This is a genomic window from Wujia chipingensis, from assembly GCF_014337155.1.
Taxonomy (GTDB): Bacteria; Bacillota; Clostridia; order Lachnospirales; family Lachnospiraceae; genus Coprococcus_C; species Coprococcus_C hominis.
Window position 1 is genome coordinate 2,402,579 of the sequence record NZ_CP060632.1, and the last position, 16,755, is coordinate 2,419,333.

Annotated in this window: 16 protein-coding genes and 8 pseudogenes; 8 read left to right on the forward strand and 16 right to left on the reverse strand. The window is 46.0% G+C overall.

The genetic code is table 11. The annotated features are described in order from the left end of the window. Nucleotides 1-28: 28 nt before the first annotated feature. The 4 genes and pseudogenes from H9Q76_RS11195 to H9Q76_RS11210 form a co-directional block, all read right to left on the reverse strand. Nucleotides 29-391: pseudogene (locus tag H9Q76_RS11195) on the reverse strand (methionyl-tRNA formyltransferase); the annotation flags it as partial. A gap of 176 nt (nt 392-567) precedes the next feature. Next, nucleotides 568-957, reverse strand: a complete 390-nt coding sequence (locus H9Q76_RS11200; RefSeq protein WP_249321102.1) for a DNA-directed RNA polymerase subunit alpha C-terminal domain-containing protein — start codon at nt 955-957, stop codon at nt 568-570. A 20-nt stretch (nt 958-977) separates the two neighbouring features. Then, nucleotides 978-1,262, reverse strand: a pseudogene (locus H9Q76_RS11205) (macro domain-containing protein); the annotation flags it as partial. After that, nucleotides 1,251-2,944 (reverse strand): annotated as a pseudogene (locus H9Q76_RS11210) (recombinase family protein); the annotation flags it as partial. The pseudogenes H9Q76_RS11205 and H9Q76_RS11210, both read right to left, overlap by 12 nt. Nucleotides 2,945-3,108: 164 nt before the next feature. On the opposite strand from H9Q76_RS11210, the gene H9Q76_RS11215 reads away from it, so the two are divergent. Beyond that, the gene (locus H9Q76_RS11215; RefSeq protein ID WP_002604486.1) at nt 3,109-3,327 is read left to right on the forward strand and encodes a hypothetical protein; all 219 of its coding nucleotides are present in this window, start codon (nt 3,109-3,111) and stop codon (nt 3,325-3,327) included. Between the two features lie 128 nt (nt 3,328-3,455). Next, nucleotides 3,456-3,977 (forward strand): annotated as a pseudogene (locus H9Q76_RS11220) (helix-turn-helix domain-containing protein); the annotation flags it as partial. Here the strand turns inward: H9Q76_RS11220 and H9Q76_RS11225 are convergent. From H9Q76_RS11225 to H9Q76_RS11235, 3 genes and pseudogenes are all read right to left on the reverse strand, one after another. Further along, nucleotides 3,941-4,444: pseudogene (locus H9Q76_RS11225) on the reverse strand (relaxase/mobilization nuclease domain-containing protein); the annotation flags it as partial. The pseudogenes H9Q76_RS11220 and H9Q76_RS11225 overlap by 37 nt on opposite strands. Further along, nucleotides 4,405-4,734 carry a plasmid mobilization protein gene (locus H9Q76_RS11230; protein ID WP_002584958.1) on the reverse strand — a complete coding sequence of 110 codons (330 nt, stop codon included), beginning with the start codon at nt 4,732-4,734 and terminating at the stop codon, nt 4,405-4,407. The pseudogene H9Q76_RS11225 and the gene H9Q76_RS11230, both read right to left, overlap by 40 nt. Nucleotides 4,735-4,935: 201 nt before the next feature. After that, the gene (locus tag H9Q76_RS11235; protein ID WP_002584957.1) at nt 4,936-5,292 is read right to left on the reverse strand and encodes a helix-turn-helix transcriptional regulator; all 357 of its coding nucleotides are present in this window, start codon (nt 5,290-5,292) and stop codon (nt 4,936-4,938) included. 398 nt (nt 5,293-5,690) lie between these two features. On the opposite strand from H9Q76_RS11235, the gene H9Q76_RS11240 reads away from it, so the two are divergent. The 6 genes from H9Q76_RS11240 (at nt 5,691) to H9Q76_RS11265 (ending at nt 10,396) form a co-directional block, all read left to right on the forward strand. After that, nucleotides 5,691-5,876, forward strand: coding sequence for a cysteine-rich KTR domain-containing protein (locus H9Q76_RS11240; RefSeq protein WP_003431289.1), 186 nt, complete (start codon nt 5,691-5,693; stop codon nt 5,874-5,876). Nucleotides 5,877-5,892: 16 nt separating this feature from the next. Continuing rightward, nucleotides 5,893-6,876 carry a 23S rRNA (adenine(2503)-C(2))-methyltransferase RlmN gene (gene rlmN / locus H9Q76_RS11245; RefSeq protein WP_002584956.1) on the forward strand — a complete coding sequence of 328 codons (984 nt, stop codon included), beginning with the start codon at nt 5,893-5,895 and terminating at the stop codon, nt 6,874-6,876. Nucleotides 6,877-7,349: 473 nt separating this feature from the next. Beyond that, nucleotides 7,350-7,787: a sigma-70 family RNA polymerase sigma factor gene (locus H9Q76_RS11250; RefSeq protein WP_002604474.1), complete on the forward strand. Its 438-nt coding sequence runs from the start codon at nt 7,350-7,352 to the stop codon at nt 7,785-7,787. Then, nucleotides 7,771-8,013: a helix-turn-helix domain-containing protein gene (locus H9Q76_RS11255; protein ID WP_002604473.1), complete on the forward strand. Its 243-nt coding sequence runs from the start codon at nt 7,771-7,773 to the stop codon at nt 8,011-8,013. The genes H9Q76_RS11250 and H9Q76_RS11255 overlap by 17 nt, the downstream gene beginning before the upstream one ends. 458 nt (nt 8,014-8,471) lie before the next feature. Next, on the forward strand, nt 8,472-8,645 hold the full coding sequence (locus H9Q76_RS11260) for a transposon-encoded TnpW family protein (RefSeq protein WP_002604472.1): 174 nt from the start codon (nt 8,472-8,474) through the stop codon (nt 8,643-8,645). A 77-nt stretch (nt 8,646-8,722) separates the two neighbouring features. After that, entirely contained in the window at nt 8,723-10,396 is a 1,674-nt protein-coding gene (locus H9Q76_RS11265; RefSeq protein ID WP_002604471.1) for a recombinase family protein, read from the forward strand. Between the two features lie 7 nt (nt 10,397-10,403). Here H9Q76_RS11265 and H9Q76_RS11270 read toward each other — a convergent pair. From H9Q76_RS11270 to H9Q76_RS11310, 9 genes and pseudogenes are all read right to left on the reverse strand, one after another. Continuing rightward, a pseudogene (locus H9Q76_RS11270) lies at nt 10,404-10,595 on the reverse strand (recombinase family protein); the annotation flags it as partial. A gap of 54 nt (nt 10,596-10,649) precedes the next feature. Then, nucleotides 10,650-10,841 carry a hypothetical protein gene (locus tag H9Q76_RS11275; protein ID WP_001820669.1) on the reverse strand — a complete coding sequence of 64 codons (192 nt, stop codon included), beginning with the start codon at nt 10,839-10,841 and terminating at the stop codon, nt 10,650-10,652. Nucleotides 10,842-10,912: 71 nt separating this feature from the next. Then, on the reverse strand, nt 10,913-11,143 hold the full coding sequence (locus H9Q76_RS11280) for a YdbC family protein (RefSeq protein ID WP_001206986.1): 231 nt from the start codon (nt 11,141-11,143) through the stop codon (nt 10,913-10,915). Nucleotides 11,144-11,188: 45 nt separating this feature from the next. Continuing rightward, on the reverse strand, nt 11,189-12,043 hold the full coding sequence (locus tag H9Q76_RS11285; RefSeq protein WP_000743700.1) for a ParB/RepB/Spo0J family partition protein: 855 nt from the start codon (nt 12,041-12,043) through the stop codon (nt 11,189-11,191). 8 nt (nt 12,044-12,051) lie between these two features. Then, nucleotides 12,052-13,017, reverse strand: coding sequence for a MobV family relaxase (gene mobV / locus H9Q76_RS11290; RefSeq protein ID WP_001820668.1), 966 nt, complete (start codon nt 13,015-13,017; stop codon nt 12,052-12,054). A gap of 517 nt (nt 13,018-13,534) precedes the next feature. Further along, a pseudogene (locus H9Q76_RS11295) lies at nt 13,535-14,567 on the reverse strand (AAA family ATPase). Nucleotides 14,568-14,721: 154 nt separating this feature from the next. Next, nucleotides 14,722-15,196: pseudogene (locus tag H9Q76_RS11300) on the reverse strand (RNA polymerase sigma factor). 83 nt (nt 15,197-15,279) lie between these two features. Then, a complete protein-coding gene (locus H9Q76_RS11305; protein WP_249321104.1) occupies nt 15,280-15,705 on the reverse strand; it encodes an RNA polymerase sigma factor in 426 nt (141 codons plus the stop codon). A gap of 94 nt (nt 15,706-15,799) precedes the next feature. Next, nucleotides 15,800-16,309: a sigma-70 family RNA polymerase sigma factor gene (locus H9Q76_RS11310; protein ID WP_105116765.1), complete on the reverse strand. Its 510-nt coding sequence runs from the start codon at nt 16,307-16,309 to the stop codon at nt 15,800-15,802. Nucleotides 16,310-16,755 lie beyond the last annotated feature (446 nt).

Below are 16,755 nucleotides of genomic sequence, written 5' to 3' on the forward strand. Positions count from 1 at the left end.
TATTAACAACCATGTGACATTTATACTCTTAATACAATTTTGCACCTGCTGGTATTGCATCATCTAACATTACCAGATTCAGTTTTTCTTCTCCATTTACATTGTGAATTGCAGAAAGAAGCATACCACATGAATCTATTCCCATCATAGAACGCGGTGGAAGGTTTACGATTGCAAGTAAAGTTTTACCTACAAGTTCCTCCGGCTCGTAAAATGCATGTACTCCTGAAAGAATAGTTCTTTCATTCTCTGTACCATCATCAAGTGTAAATCTAAGAAGTTTCTTACTCTTAGGTACTGCCTCACAATTTTTTACCTTTACAACACGGAAGTCTGACTTTGAGAATGTATCAAAATCAACCTGCTCATCAAATAAAGGCTCTATTTCAATACCTGTATTATTTTCAACAACTGCTGCCACTTCTTCTGTTACTACTTCATTGTTATCCATTTGATTGTAACTCCTTTGCATTAATTTCTCATCATAATATGTAATGTCGGTTGAAACTGCATTACTACTAGCTAGTATACCATAAACATACTGTTTTTAGGAAGAAATGTCCTATTTCATCCATAAACAGTCTTCAATTTTTTTAATCGAACAAAAAGTCTCTTGTCCTTCGGGCACATCTTTTCAAGTTCCTCAAAACTGTATCTTCTCAAATCATCTTTGCTTTTTATTCCCATTCTAAACGCATCCATACATAGGAAGTCATCAAATCTGACTCCATGCTCCCGATCATTCAGATCTTCTACACTGCGCAGCTTTACCCCTTGCTCTTCACAAATCTGATATAATTCCTGCAATGTTGCCTGTCCCATATTACGAAATTTTATAAAATGCTCCTTTGGATATTCTCTCAATCCTTCCAATGACTCAAATCCATTTCTTCTGAGAATATTCCGTAACCTGCTCGACATTTCAATATCATCATAATCTGTTTTTTCAGCGTACATAAAAGCTCCCTTTTGTCGTTTTATTTATCGTATAATTTATCAACCTCAGCTTCATACACTGATTCAGTATGAGTATCAAATAGCACCCACTCCACCAGATCAAAACAATCCGGATTATCCTGCAAGAACCTATTTACTGTATGTACTGCAATCTTTGCTGCCAACTCAACCGGAAAACTATATACTCCAGTTGATATAGAAGGAAATGCAATAGACCTGATTCCATTATCCATTGCCAGCTTCATAGAATTAAAATAGCAGTTAGCAAGAAGTTCCTCTTCTCTATTCCTTCCTGCATTCCATATCAGTCGGTCATTTTTTGCGGACAGTTCATACATGCTATCCTTTTCTGTTCTCTGCTCCTGCGTTTGCTCTCGTTTGATTTCTCCCTCCGTATCTTCTTGGCACAAGCAGGACAATACCTTGATGCACCAGAGCCCGGGACATATTCAACGCCGCACACCGTACAATTTTTAGCGGGCATTGCTGCCCACCGTTTTGTAGGTATGATATGTAATTCATCGACAAAGCCGATGAATTTATAGTAAATCTTGATTTCCTGCTTCACTGTTCCGTCTGCCATCTTCTCACGCTCCGAAACAAGTATCTTGTCTATGAGTGCGTTTATAACTGTTGCATCCAGTTCTTTTAAGCCTTGATAATTTCGGATAAGGGCGAGGAAGTCACGGATTCCCCGTGATTTCTCGTAGCTTTCATTAAGAGTTTCCGTCACCTCTTTCAGCCTTGCTTCAATTTCAAGCTGCTCTTTCTGGTATTTCCCCGACATCATCTCAAAATTCCGCTCGGTAATACGCTCCATGACCTTATCCTCGTAGAGAGAGGAAAACAGCCTGTCCAGTTCCGCAAGGCGTTTGTTCAGCTTCTTACGTTCTTTCTCTAATGCTTTCGCCCTGCTCTGGTCTGTTTCCGTGAGCCGCTTTTCTATGGCCCTGACCGCCTTTTCATCATTCACTGCCATATCCGCAAAACAGTTGATGTCGGCAAGAACGGCATTGAATAAATCCCTTGCTTCTATATTGTGGGCACTACACTCGCTTCTTCCGTTTCTTGCATAATTATTACATGAATACTGTACACAGTCGATAATCTCTGGGCGTTTCCTCCTGTGTACGTTCATTGCCCGCAGAGCACATCCGCAGTCCACACACTTGATAACGCCTGCAAAAATATTTACAAATCCTCCCTTGTTCTGTGGAAGCCTACGACTTGTAATAAGCTGTTGGACAATATCAAATTCCTCCTGCGTGACTATTCCCTCATGGGTATTGGGTATCACTTCCCATTCTTCGGGCAGCTTAGAGGGGCGTTTCTTGCTTTTCATATTGGCGGCAATCCGTTTGTAGCCTACAAGATTTCCCGCATATATCGGGCTTCTTAAAATGCTCCTCACGCTGTTCCCACTCCAAATATAGCGTTTGTCCTCGTTCCCCTCAAAATGACGTTCAAAGCCTGTTTCGCCACGCTCCGCCGCATAAGCGGCAGGGCGTAGGATATGCTGTTTATTAAGATGTCTGCAAATTTTGGCAACTCCATTCCCTTTTAATGCAAGGTCGAATATCTCTTTTACAACATGTGCCACTTTATCATCTATCAGCAGATGGTTGTGGTCGGCAGGGTCTTTGATATAGCCATAAGGGGCGGTAGTTCCCATGAATTTCCCCTGTTGAAACCTCGCCCGATATGCCGATTTTATCTTAACAGATATGTCAGCGGCATACATTTCGTTTAAAATGTTGCGGAAAGGCGTGATGTCCATAGCAGATTTATTCAAGGTATCTACGCCGTCATTGACCGCTATATACCTCACGTTATGCTCTGGGAAGAAAACTTCCAGATATAACCCACAATCAAGATAGTTTCTCCCCAGACGGGATAAATCTTTCGTAATCACGCAGTTTATCAGACCGCTTTCAATGTCTTTTATCATATTCTGGAAACTTGGTCTTTGGAATAATGAGGTGTGATAGCGATAGCGGCAAAAAGCTAATAAAATCAATGGTTTTGCGGACAGCGGATAGACAGGGAATGTGTTAAAAACTGAATACGCACACAAACGGCGTTACCTTAACCCCTTTGGGGGAGAAAGTAACGCCGTTTTTTTATGCCCGCAGGAAAGGAGGTGCAGCCGGAATGTATTTCACAAAGGGCAAGCAGCGGGCGTTTGAATTGCTCATGCAGCAGAAGCCGGGATTTGACCGCTATCAATCCGGTTGTGCCGGAGATGATGAAGATTGCGGCACTTGCCGTTTCTACCGCCCCGGGTGGAAATATGAGTTTTGCGTTTTCAAAGAGTGTCCCTATTGCCCCGGCAAAAGGACGCGGAAAACGCACGCCAGCATGGACAAATAGACGGGCAAAAGCCCTTGTGCCATGCGGCTTTGCAGACGCGAAAACGGCAAAGGGCATATTGCAATACCAAAACAGCCGAAAACGGCTTTCTAATTGTCCACGCATACCAAGAGAGGAAGTGAGGAAATATGGCAGTTTTCAGAGTGGAGCGAAATACGGGATATACCGTTATGAGCAACCACCACTTGCGAAACAAGGAATTGTCCTTAAAGGCAAAGGGCTTGTTGTCGCAAATGCTTTCGCTGCCCGAAGATTGGGATTATACCCTTGCGGGCTTATCCCATATCAACCGGGAGAAGATCGACGCAATCCGCGAAGCGGTCAAAGAACTTGAAAAAGCCGGATATATCGTCCGCAGCCGGGAACGCGACGAGAAAGGACGTTTGCGCGGTGCGGATTATGTCATATACGAGCAGCCGCAGCCCAAAGAGCCGGAAGCAGCTACCAGCAGCGAACAGCCGCCTACATCGGATTTACCTACATTGGAAAATCCAACATTGGATAATCCAACGTTGGAAAAACCTACGTTGGAAAAACCTACGTTGGAAAATCCAACGCAATTAAATAAAGATATATCAAGTAAAGAACAATCAATTACTGATTTATCAAGTACCCATTCCATTCCTTTCCATTCCCTAAATCCCTTCCCTCTGTCCTGTCCCGGCACGACGACGGATAGCCCATGCTCTTTACATATCCTGTCGCTGGTGCGCCGGATATGGTAATAGCTTTGTTTGTTGGAATGGTACTTTTTGTAGTCAACGAAGCTGACCGAGTTAAAAATCAAGTGATTATGCAGATGGTCTTTATCGACGTGAGTTGTCAAAACAAACTCATACTTGCCGCCTAATACCGCCCCGGCAAGTTCCATGCCGATTTTGTGCGCTTCTTCCGGTGTGGTTTCTCCCACCGCAAAGGATTGTATCAAGTGCCGCCCTAAATGTGTGCCGCGATCTCCGGCAGCTTCCCGCGTCCATGCAAACTCAATATCGGCGGTTTCCAGCCCGCAGCCGAAAGAGGACGCAAGCAGCTTCCCGTCTGTCTTTTCGGGATTTAAGATATAGTCTATCGCAGCCTTTAAGGTTGATTTAATAGGGTGCGTCTTTGTAACCGCCATATCTCGTCCACCGCCTTTTTAATGTCCTCTATATCCTGCCTGTAAACCGTCCCCGTCGCATTGGCGCGTTTTGCAATTTGGTTGATGTTCCGGCTCACCGCTTGCAGTTCCCGGATATATGCTTTTGTGTCGCTTCGGTCAACGACAAGAATATACCCGTCTATCGCCATTTTACGGAAGTATGCCCCATACTGCTTTATGGGAAGCTGCTTCATCTTCTCGTCGATCAGCCGCTTTTCTTCTTCCGTAACGTAAAACTTCATCTGTATATTTCTCTTTCGGTTTTCCATTTCCGCACCGCCTTTCGGTATAAGGGTTTGGGATTATCCCAACAAGCATTTTCCGCAAACGGGTACTCGTTTGCTGTGCTTGCTATCTACTCCATACCCCCACCGAAAGGCGGTATTTGTTGCGCGTTCCTTTGATTTTGGACGCAAAAAAAGATTGCAGCCGCCATGCGCTGCAATCTCCCGATTTCTCATATTGTGAGGTTAATCCTCTGCTTTTTCGACTTCCGTTATCTCCCTTGCTGTTGCGGTTACAATCCGTATGCCTTTATCGCTCATACCGTCCAGCAGCGCGTCAAGCTGCCGCCGCCCGGTGGATTTCTCCGCATTGCTGTTCGGGAAGAAAAATTGATCTACCGAAATATGATACCGGGTTACAAGGTCATAGAATACCTGTAAACTCGGCTGTTGTCCCTTGTTCTCGATATTCGCAAGGTAGCGCGGGGAAATATATAACTCGTCGCTTACCTTTTTGCGGCTCTCGCCGTATTCATTTCTCGCGGCTTTTATAGCTGCCCCGAAAGCCTTAAAGTCGTACAATGGTACGGGTCTTTTTGCCATTTTCATTCACCCTGTTACATTTTACAGTTCACCTTTCTTTTTGGATATGTCCACACAATTCATATCATTAGGTTAAATACTTCCTGTTGTGTATTGACAGTAGACTGATTTTCTGATAAAATAAAATTTATGTAAAAGGAGGTGGCGTTTATGTTGCATAGCATGCGTATTAGATAAGCATTGAAAAAAAGGATTTTCCCATTTTCAACATGGGCTTTTTTGTCATGCTTATTTTGCGGATGCTATACAAAAAACTAACGACGTATAGATATAGTATAGACATAGTGCAAGCTATGCCTTAGTTTTGTTGTACTGCTCTGTGCATTATAAATGCAGGTCAATGCTCATGTTGAGGATTGACCTGCATTTTTTTGTGTAAAAAGGACGAGTGAAATATAATGCTTAAAAAATATTGGATAAAATGTCCGATTTGTAACGGAAAGACGAGAGTTCAAGTATTTCATAATACTGTATTAAAAGATTTTCCTCTTTTCTGCCCTAAATGCAAATTGACGCATATCATTGATGTAGAAAAATTAGAGATTGTAATCAAAAATACAGAAAAACAAACTTTTATTATTTAGAAGAAAGGATATAAAAATGAAACGTTTACCTAAATATACGCCTGCGGAAGTACGGAATGATCCATACGGATTTACTTACAAAGAAATGTCGGAAGTTATTGGCGAGAATGAAGCAAAAGCCTTATATGAAGAATTATATAAGCAATTACCACGCAAAAAAAATCTATCAATGTTGGTAAAAAATATTTGCAAAAGCAGTGATACTGAAAAGTATGTTTACGAACTGAAAGACAACAAATACATTGAAACGGTTTTTATCAAGCGGCGAGATGGTGGAACTGTTTGCGTGAGCACACAAGTCGGTTGTCCTGTTGGTTGTATTTTTTGTGAGTCCGGGCGAAATGGCTTTGTTCGTAATCTAACATCGTCAGAAATCGTACAACAGATTATATTGTTGCGTCGAAAAGTAAACCGTATCGTTTTTATGGGTATGGGAGAGCCTTTATTCAATTATGACAACTTGATAAAAGCAATCCATATTCTCCGAGATAGATATGGGCTCAACTTTCCAACCGACGGCATTACCATATCAACAGTTGGTCCGGTCGATCAATTAAAAAAATTGCGCGAGGAACATCTTAAAATTCAGTTGACAATATCTTTACACGCAGCAACACAATCTGCAAGAAATCGTATTATTCCTCACATGCGCATATATGCTATTGAAGATGTTGTTAAGCAAGCCTTATCCTATTCTGAAAGGCATAATCGCAAAATTGTCTTTGCGTATTTGCTTTTACCGGGTATAAATGACCGGCCCTCAGATGTAAGACAACTTGCAAAATGGTTTCGGGGCAAAAAAGTTATGATTAACGTGTTACAATACAACCCAACAAGCAATTCAAGAATTAAAGCACCACAGAAACGGGAAATAGTTGCATTCAAACATCAATTAGAGCAAGCAGGACTTGAAGTTACTATGAGAGTTTCTCATGGCAGAGAGATTAACGCGGCTTGTGGACAGTTAGCTAACACATATAATAAATTCAAAAAAAAATGATTAAAAGTGCCAGACGCATAGACGCAGAGCCGATAACGCATTAGGTCAAAAAACCTATGTGTTATCGGCTTTTTTATTTAATATTGCGCAAAAGCCGCTGTTCCCTATTATAGAATGGATTGCGGGTAGTGTATTAAAGTCGCCCTTTTTTAAGGATACGGCGGTATCGGGGAGGTATCGCCGTGTCCATTTTTATTTACTGTAACCCGCCTAATGCTTTGCGGTCAAAAAAAGCTATGCTCCGCAAGCGGGATATTCCGGCTATGAATGTGAACTGTCAATACATTTAGCTACTGCTTACATTTCCTTTGCGCCCGTCCGCGTCTTGCGGACGGGCGCATTTTGCTTTTTTCAACTTTTTTCTGAAAAGCGCACTCAAGAGCCATCTCCAGAACGGGTACGGAGCGAAAGGGGCAGAGAGGACAAGCCCTTAACTCCCGTCCTCTACTCCACGCGGGAAGGAGGTGAACTCTATGGAGCTATCTTCTTCCGACAAGGAAAGAATACAACATCAGTACGACGCATTAGCAAAGAAAACTTTGGTCGGCGAAGCGAAAAGCCACCGCCGCACTCTTGCGAAACGCGCAGCACGCGAAGTTACTTTTTCGGATTTGAGCGAAAGCGAACTCGCGCAGCTTTTCACAACGGACGAATACGAAAGCGATTATTTCCGTTTTCAAGTGTCCGGCTTTGATGTACTCGTCAAAAATGAACTGCTTGCCGAAGCCCTTAACGCTTTGCCCGAAAGGAAACGCGACATTATCCTTTTGTCCTACTTCTTGGATATGAGCGACGCGGAAATTGGCGAACTGCTGAATGTTGTACGCACGACGGTTTTCCGGCACAGGAAATCCGCGCTTGCGAAAATCAAACAGTATTTGGAGGGAAAAGCAGATGATGAATACCGTTAGGAAGTCTGAAAATCTGTTGCCGTTCCCTGTCATTTCCGCAGCGGCAAACGGCGACACAACCGCCATGTGCGCGATCTTGAAGCACTACGAGGGTTACATAGCGAAACTTTGTACCCGCACGCTGAAAGACGACGCGGGCAATACCTATTCCTATGTGGACGAGGAAATGCGTAACAGGCTGCAAGTGCGCCTTATTACCCGCACCCTTGCTTTTCATGTAGGATAATCTTTTAGCCCATGCGGGGAGCGTGTCCCCTTTCCACGCTTCCCGTTATGGGCTATTTGTCGTTCCGCAAAAGCATATCCGCTGTTGATGTGCTTTTGCAGGCCGACAAAGCCTATTGTTCTTTGACAAAGAAAGCGGCCTTTGGTGCGCAGCATAACAGGCAAACGGGTACATTCCGTCTGTACCGAGCCAGTCGGCGGGTACGCCATGACAGCTTTTCCCCATAGGGGAAAAGCCGAGCGAGAACTACCGCGCCGTAAAACAGGTTTAGCAGCTTGTGGGCGACGACATACAAGGCGGCACAATGATACTCCCGCGTTGAACACCCTCAAAGTATTGCGCGGCGCACCCATAAGCATGGGCCGGGGTGAAACTCCCGTGAGGTTGCAGCTAACAACCGCCCGTTTTTGCCTTTTGACGAATATAGTTTATCCATACAGGAAAAGGAGGTTTTTCTAATGGATAAAAAACAGACAATTACAACCGAACGCAAAATAGGGAAAATCACCTATCTTGTTCAAGCGTTGCCGAGTGAAAAGGCAACCGATACAATCCATAAAAAGATTGAGAAACTCATTGTAAAGGATTTGCAGAAAAAGCCCGGAAATCCGGGATTTTTAGCGTCCGAGTAGTGCATTAGGCGGCGGGATATGGTATAATGATAGCAACACATTATACCTGTTTATTCGGCTGTCGGAAAGGAGGACTAATGTTACAGTCGAATAAAATCACCGCCCTTTACTGCCGTTTAAGTCAAGAGGATATGCAAGCCGGAGAAAGCGGAAGCATACAGCACCAAAAAATGATACTTCAACGCTATGCGGACGAACACCATTTTTTGAACACAAAGTTTTTTGTGGACGACGGATTTTCCGGCGTGAGTTTTGAGCGCGAGGGGCTGCAAGCGATGTTGCAGGAAGTGGAAGCCGGACGAGTGGCGACGGTCATTACCAAAGACCTTTCCCGTCTTGGCAGAAACTATCTGAAAACGGGCGAACTCATAGAGATTGTATTTCCCGAAAACGGAGTACGCTATATCGCGATCAACGACGGAGTTGACACAGCGCGGGAGGATAACGAGTTTACCCCCTTGCGGAACTGGTTTAACGAGTTTTACGCCCGCGACACAAGCAAGAAAATCCGCGCAGTTAAACAGGCACAGGCGCAAAAAGGCGAGCGCGTCAACGGGGAATATCCATACGGCTATATCCCAGACCCGAACAACCGCCACCACCTTATACCCGACCCGGAAACCGCGCCGATTGTCAAACAGGTTTTCGCTATGTTTGTTAGCGGCGTGCGTATGTGCGAAATCCAAAAATGGCTTGCGGAAAACAAAGTCTTGACGATTGGAGCGTTGCGCTATCAGCGTACAGGACAGGCGCGGTATCAGCGGGCAATGATCGCCCCCTATACTTGGCCGGACAAAACGCTCTATGACATATTAGCAAGGCAGGAATATTTAGGGCATACCATAACCGCGAAAACTCACAAGGTATCCTACAAGTCGAAAAAGACCCGGAAGAACGAAGAAGAACAACGCTATTTCTTCCCAAACACCCATGAGCCGCTTGTTGACGAGGAAACCTTTGAACTTGCGCAAAAGCGGATTGCTACCCGCCACCGCCCGACAAAAGCAGCGGAGATTGATATTTTTTCCGGCTTGCTGTTTTGCGCTGGTTGCAGACATAAGATGTATTACCAACAGGGCGTAAATATCGAGCCGCGCAAGTTTTCCTATTCTTGCGGCGCATGGCGCAACAGGGCAAGGACAGGCAGCGAGTGTACCTCTCATTATATCCGCAAAAACGTACTTCTTGATTTAGTGCTGGAAGATATGCGGCGGGTTTTGCGGTATGTTAAGGAACACGAACAGGACTTTATCTGTAAAGCTACCGAGTACGGCGACATGGAAGCGAGAAAGGCATTAGCGCAGCAGCAAAAGGAACTTTTCAAAGCACAGGCGCGTATGACCGAACTTGACACGCTTTTCCGCAAGCTGTATGAGGACAACGCATTAGGCAGACTGACAGATGAACGGTTTGTGTTTCTAACTTCCGGCTATGAGGACGAAAAGAAATCCCTTGCCGCAAGGATAGACGAGTTACAACAGCAGATCGCAACCGTTACCGAGCGAAAAAGGGATATATCAAGGTTTATTCAGATTGTCGGGAAATACAGCGACATACAGGAATTGACCTATGAAAACGTCCATGAGTTTATCGACCGTATTTTGATACATGAATTAGACCGGGAAACCAACACCCGGAAAATCGAAATCCATTATAGCTTTGTCGGACAGGTTGATACCGAGCAGGAGCCGACGCAAGTTGTCAACCATGACCGCCGCAACATGGTAGATGTAAAAAGTATCGCTATCTAACCCCAGCAAAATTTGTACCAGAATAACCATCGTCCACATACGTTTTTGCTATGTGCCATCCCTGCTTTTTCACATAATCCGTGAGGATGGATTTCTGTGTCGCAATGCTCGCACTCTCGTTATCCGTACCATCGTCTTTAGATAAGCGGCAATAAATGCCGACTAAATAGATTTTCTTTTCTTCTTTGATTCCTGCCATACTGTAAAACCTCCGTATCTGTCCTATCTGTTTTCATGTCCCATTGCGTACATTCTAAGCGGACAGCCCCTCATTGTCGAAGGTGTCGCCCTCGGCAATCTTCTTCCGAATATCCTCGGAGATAATCGGGACAAACGCTTCTGTAACGGTCTGTGTGCCGACATATTCACGGCTGATTATCATCTGCACTGGTGCTTTTGGCACGATACGCTTTCTCTTTTTATCTGCTTTCTTATCCTCGCCCATACTTAAATCTTCCTTTCCAGACAGGGCAGGGAAGAGTTTGGAAATGTCCCCGCCCTGCCAATCAGATACCATTAATCCTCGCTGTTTAATTCTTTCTGTAATGCTTTAAGGAGTGCCGCCGCTTCATCAGCGTTCAGCGTGATTCCCTTGCCGCACTTTTCACGGTTCGGGGAAAAGCTGCGGATGTCATACTTCGGCTCTTTCCCATTCCATGAAATGAGATTGATTTCCTTTGTGTAGCCACTGTCGCCCGTAGACAATACTGCGATTTCCTTTACGATTTCATACTGGATTTCTCTCATTCTCCATACCTCAACTCTCTGTATTTACTTCCCGAAAAAAGAAGATTAGCGGCTGTCACGGTTGCGTTTCCTCTGCAACTCACGCTCCAAAAGTTTGATGATGGTTTCCTCCATCTGCTTCGGCGTTGTGTTCTTCGGAAAGTATTTTTTCAGCTTGCTTGTGTTGATTTTCAAGGTTTCTTTCTGGTTGCCCTTTTCCTCCGTCATAATCGCAAATATCGTATCCATGTCAAGCCGCCCGCTCTGGCTTAACTGTTTCATCCGCTGTGCCTGTGAGAGTGAGGGCGTTGCTTCTTCGCTCTCCATCGTGGCAAAGAGGTTTTCCTGCTCGTCTTTCTTCAAGAAGGACAGTTCCACCGCAGGCGTGAGGGCGATTTTCCCCTCGTCCACCATCTGCAAAATCGGCGGTATCAGTTCCGTCAGGCGGATAAAACGCTGCACGGTCATCCTGCCCACGCCGAAGCCCTGTGCCACCTTGTCGTCCGTCCGCAACTTCGTCACAACTTGTGACGAGGTTAAGTCTGTGCGGAAACCCTGCCGCTTCATGGCTTCGGATTTCATCTTGTAAGCAAACGCCCGCTCCGATGGCAGGATATTCTCACGCTGCAAATTGCTGTCTACAAGGGTGATGATGGCTCGGTCACGGTCTAAGGGCAGGACAAACGCAGGCACGGTATTTATCCCTGCAAGTTCAGAAGCACGGACACGCCGCTGTCCTGCAATCACTTCATAACCGTCCCCGTCCTCTTTCGGGCGTGTGATTATCGGCGTGACAATGCCAAATTCCTTGATGCTTTCCGCTAACTCTGACAGTGTTTCATCTTCTGCCACATGAAACGGATTGTCGGGGAACGGGTACAAGTCTTTGGTCTTTAACACCTTAAAATCCTGTTTCTTCATTCACATATCTACCTTTCTTTCGCTCTGCTTCTATGATTTTTCTGCAATTCTTCCAACACTTCGGGCGGTATTTTTGACAGCAGCCGCCCCATCTGCTCGTTGGTTCTCTGCAATTCAAATATCTTCTGATTCGCTTTCTGCACCTTTAGTTCCTGCTCGTACTTTTCATCACGCATACGCCCCGCATAGTCTGATTCCTGCCCAATTCTCTCTTTCAAACTGTCGATATACGCCTGCTGTTTCCCGATTTCCTTAGAGAATTTCTCCACGTCTGGCAGCCATGCAGAGAGTAAATCTAACGCTTTATCCCTTTTCTTCCCTGCGTTAAAGGCGTTGATGTCGGATAGGGCAGACACGATTTCTTCATACTGTTTATCAAGCCTGCCGCCTAATTTATAGAGCCATGTGGGGACGTGTTTCCGCTTGGTTTCCATTGAGGACTGCCCCCGTTCAAGCTGATTCCACCGTGAGGACATCCGCTCATGGTAGGCGGTCTGCCACTCGGATAATGATTTCTGGTTGCCTAAGATAGCTTTCGCTGACAGCTTATTGTCTGGCGTAATCGGCACAAAGCAGAGGTGCATATGGGGCGTTCTCTCGTCCATATGGACGACAGCGGAGAGGATATTCTGCTTTCCAACACGCTCCGAAATGAAGTCAAGAGCCGTCTGGAAATACGCTTTTTGTTCTTCGGGCGGTAACTGGTTCATAAATTCTGGTGAAGCTGTGATGAGCGTTTCCACCATCATCACGCTGTCTTTCCTTGTCCTGCACCCCGCTTCGGCTACCATGCGGTTAATCTCTTTCTTGTAGGTGTACTTTGGTGGTGCTATGAGATGGTAATTGTTTTTAGAGCGTTCCATATCTATATCTGGGTTGCTTTTGTAGGCTTCTTTCTTCCGCTCGTTGTGGCGTTCACAAGCCGCAACGCCGCCCGCTTTTCGTTTCTGGAAACGCAGGATTGCATAAGGCATAGGCGGATTCCTCCTTTCTTTCGGCGGGTGACCGTCCTTTGGGGTGACAGCGGTGACGGTGGTGACAGCAGTTTTGGGATACCCCCTGCCGACTGCCGCAACTGTCACCCTCACCCCCTGCATGACGGTCATGTCGATGATGACGGTGTTTTTGGGATACCCCCCTCGCAAGAGCCGTCACCGTCATGCCGCCATTCTTTTATCCGAAGCCGTAAGGCGTAGGATAGCAGGGCACAGCCCTGCCTTAAGGGAGTCCAGAGGGAACGTCTGGCACACGACTTTGCAGGGCAAAGTGTAGTGTGTTACACCCTGTAAACGCAGTCGGAAAAATCGGAATGATTTTTCTGACCGCAGGGGTGGTTTTACACGACCGAAAAGGGCGAGTAAATCTCACGCCTGCATTTTGCGTTTACGGGGTGTTCTCCCGTAGGGATGACAGCGGCAGGGTATCCTAAAATCACTGTCACCACCGTCACTGCTGTCACCCGCAGGGCAGAGCCGCCAGCTTTACATGGCTTTAAGCGTCAATGACAGTAACAGGGGGGTATCCTAATATCGCTGTCACCACCATCACCGCTGTCACCCGCCCTCCTTGCAAGGGCAATCCGCCTGCCGTCTTTCCTGCGGCTGTACTGGTAGCAGATACGGTTCTCGCTTAAAAATGTGGTGCGGTATTCATTCAGCCATTTCGTAATCACCGTGGGTATGGTTTCCGTTTCCCCCATAGCGGCTAACAGTTCCGTTGCCGTGCCTATCCATTCTTCCTTATCCCTCATAAAATCCACCAACCGAAAAAGGACATCTGGTATCGTTTCTTTCGCAAGCTGCTCCTGCGTTTTCCGCTCCACAAGCTCCCAACGGCAATCACGGAAACGCAGCGTGTATTCCTGATAAGGCGTGTCCCTGCCCGTCACATACAGCTTGGCGGTGTCAGACGCACGTTTCTCCTTTTCCAGAACAAAGGTAGCGTCCGCACTCCCCGTTAATCCTGTCGTCCCAGACACCTTGTTGAACACGTCGCTGTCATTCTGCTTTCGGATGTGGTGTACGACAATGACCGCCAGAGAGTGCCTGTCGGCAAAGTCTTTGATGAGGGAGATGTCCCCATAGTCGCTTGCATAGGCATTGTCTTTTGAAGCTGTACGGACTTTCTGCAAGGTATCAATGACAATGAGCCTGCTGTCTGGGTAATCTTTCAGATAATCTTCAAGCTGCACGATAAGACCGTCTGACAGCTTGCAGCTTGCCACGGCAAAGTGGAGCCGCCCGCTTGCTTCGTCCGTCAAACGAAATAACCTGTCCTGTATGCGGCAGAACGTGTCCTCAAGGCAGAGGTAAAGCACATCGCCCTCCATTGTCGGCATATCCCATAAAGGGATTCCCTGCGACACGCATAAGCATAGCTTCAGCATGAGCCAGCTTTTGCCTATCTTCTGTGAGCCGCAGAACAGCGATAAGCCTGTCGGGATAAGGCTGTCCACCACAAAGGATGGTTTCTCAAGCGGTTCATAAAGGAGCGTTTCGGCGTTGACTGTCTGTAACTTCTGCATGGCTTTCCTCCTTTCGGGCGGTGTCTTTGTTTTCGTTGCACATAGGCGTTGACCTCCTTAAAAATAGATTTACTCCCACGGAAAAAAGTGAGAGTATGTAATGCCGCCAATCCCACACAAATAAAAAACAGATTTCTTTTTCGGGCGGTGTCGGTCACGGTTGGAGATATTTCTTCAATTTCCGCCTTTACTTTCTCCTTTGCAATCGCAACAGATTTCTGTATTGCCGAAGCGGTGCAATGCTCCATAGCGGCGATTTGGTAAAAATTGAACTCATACTCGTAGTAGAGCAGGAAACGCCGCCTTTGTATCTCTGGAAGGCTCCCAACCGCCTTATAGAGCGTTTCATTCCGTTCTTCCTCAACCATGCGTTCATCAAGGCTCTTAGGCACACGCAACGCCCGTCTGTAAAGGGTTTCGTCCCATACCTCGTTAAACTCCCTGTGCCGCTCGTCCCATTAGAAAAGATTCCTGTTCCTGCGCTCCATCTGCCGAAACTCCATAAAGAACTGTTCCGACACTTCCAACTCGTGGGATTTGCCCTGCCCGTCCTTAAAGCTGATAAAATACCTTGTGCCGCTTTCCGTGGATTCCTCCCGAAGCGTGTATGCCTTAACCCTGTATGCCATCCTGTTGTCCTCCTGCAAAAAATGAGTGAGGGGATTTCCATCCCTCACCCAGTAGCCCGCAGGATGGCAGGCTGTTTTAGAAGCTATAAAATTTTCCGCAGCTTCTTCCGCAGATGGTCTAACCTCGCATAGATGGCACCAGTCGTCAAAGGCACAAGCGGGGCAATCTCCTTTGTGGAATACCCCTGCATTTTCAGCAGGACGATTTTCAAGGTACGCCCGTCCACCGTGACTAATACTTGATAGAGATTTTCGCTCTCAATCTCTTCCAGTAACTCCGCAACCGTACCCACTTCCGCCTGCCGCTCCCTGCCTGCCATGTCCTCAAGATATTCCGCAACGTCATTCGTCCATCGGTAAAACCGCCTGTTGGAATTGAAGTCTGCCCTGTCCGCCATGCGTATCTGCTCAATGGTCGCTTCATCAACGCCGCACTCACGCAGCAGCTTTTCCTCCGCTTCTTTCCAGATACGCCATTTCCTGTCCTCCCGTCCGTGGTTGTATGCCATTCTTACTTCCTCCAATCAGAATTGATTGAGAGGGCAGAGAAAAGCCCCCTCATCTTCCCAAAGGAAAAAACAAGGGGGCTGAACGCCTTAAATTTTAATTTTCTATTATCTTTCTTAGTTTTATTAGGATTCTGGCTTTGCGTTTGTTTACAACGCTCTGGGTTATGCCCAACCTCGCCCCGACTTCACGCTCGGAAAGTCCGTCAAAAAAGATTGCCTGTATCAGCTCCTGTTCACTATCCGACAGCAAAGGCAGGGCGGCTTTCAGCCTGTCCACCATGACCGCATTGACAACGGTTTCTGCAATGTCCACCGCTTCATCAGTGATAAAGTCCAGAGGATTCCCCTCGCTGTCCGTAAATCCGTCGAGAGATAGCAGTCTATTCTTTGTATCTAATTTTTGCAGATAACGCCACCGTTCCTTGTCACGGTAGAAGTCTGTGTATTGCTCCCTCACGACTTCAAGCAGACAGCCTTGAATGGGGATAAACAGCTTGTCCATATAGGTCTGGTCGGATTCCCTGCAACGGCAGAACTCCGTGTAGGATAATTCCACATAGCCGCCACTTTCTCTGATATATACCTTTCTTGGTGCATATTTCACCATAAATACCTCCCATCTGAATTTTTGAAATGTAAAAAATCCAGATGGAGAGGCGGAGAACGACACCGCATATCAGAAACAGCCCTACGGCACTTTCCAACAAAAATCGACAAAAGAAAAACCGCAAAGGCTCTGTGACCTTTACGGTTATAGGAAATAGTAATTCTATTGTATGGAGATTGTACTTCTACTTTCAAGGTGAGAAGTACCGTTGCACTGGCAGAAATTTTTTTAACTGGTTTCCTGCCGTTCTCTGATATGCTATGTATTGATAAATTTTGCTTCGTATGAGCAGATAGATAACTGCCCGAAAAAAGGACATAAAAAAATCCCTCCAAATTTAAAAACAAATTCAGAGGGTAATTTAGGGTATAACAAAATAACCCACCCGAATATCGTTTTTTTTATTTGGTGAGTTTGTTCTTTCAAATACGAAACAAATGCTC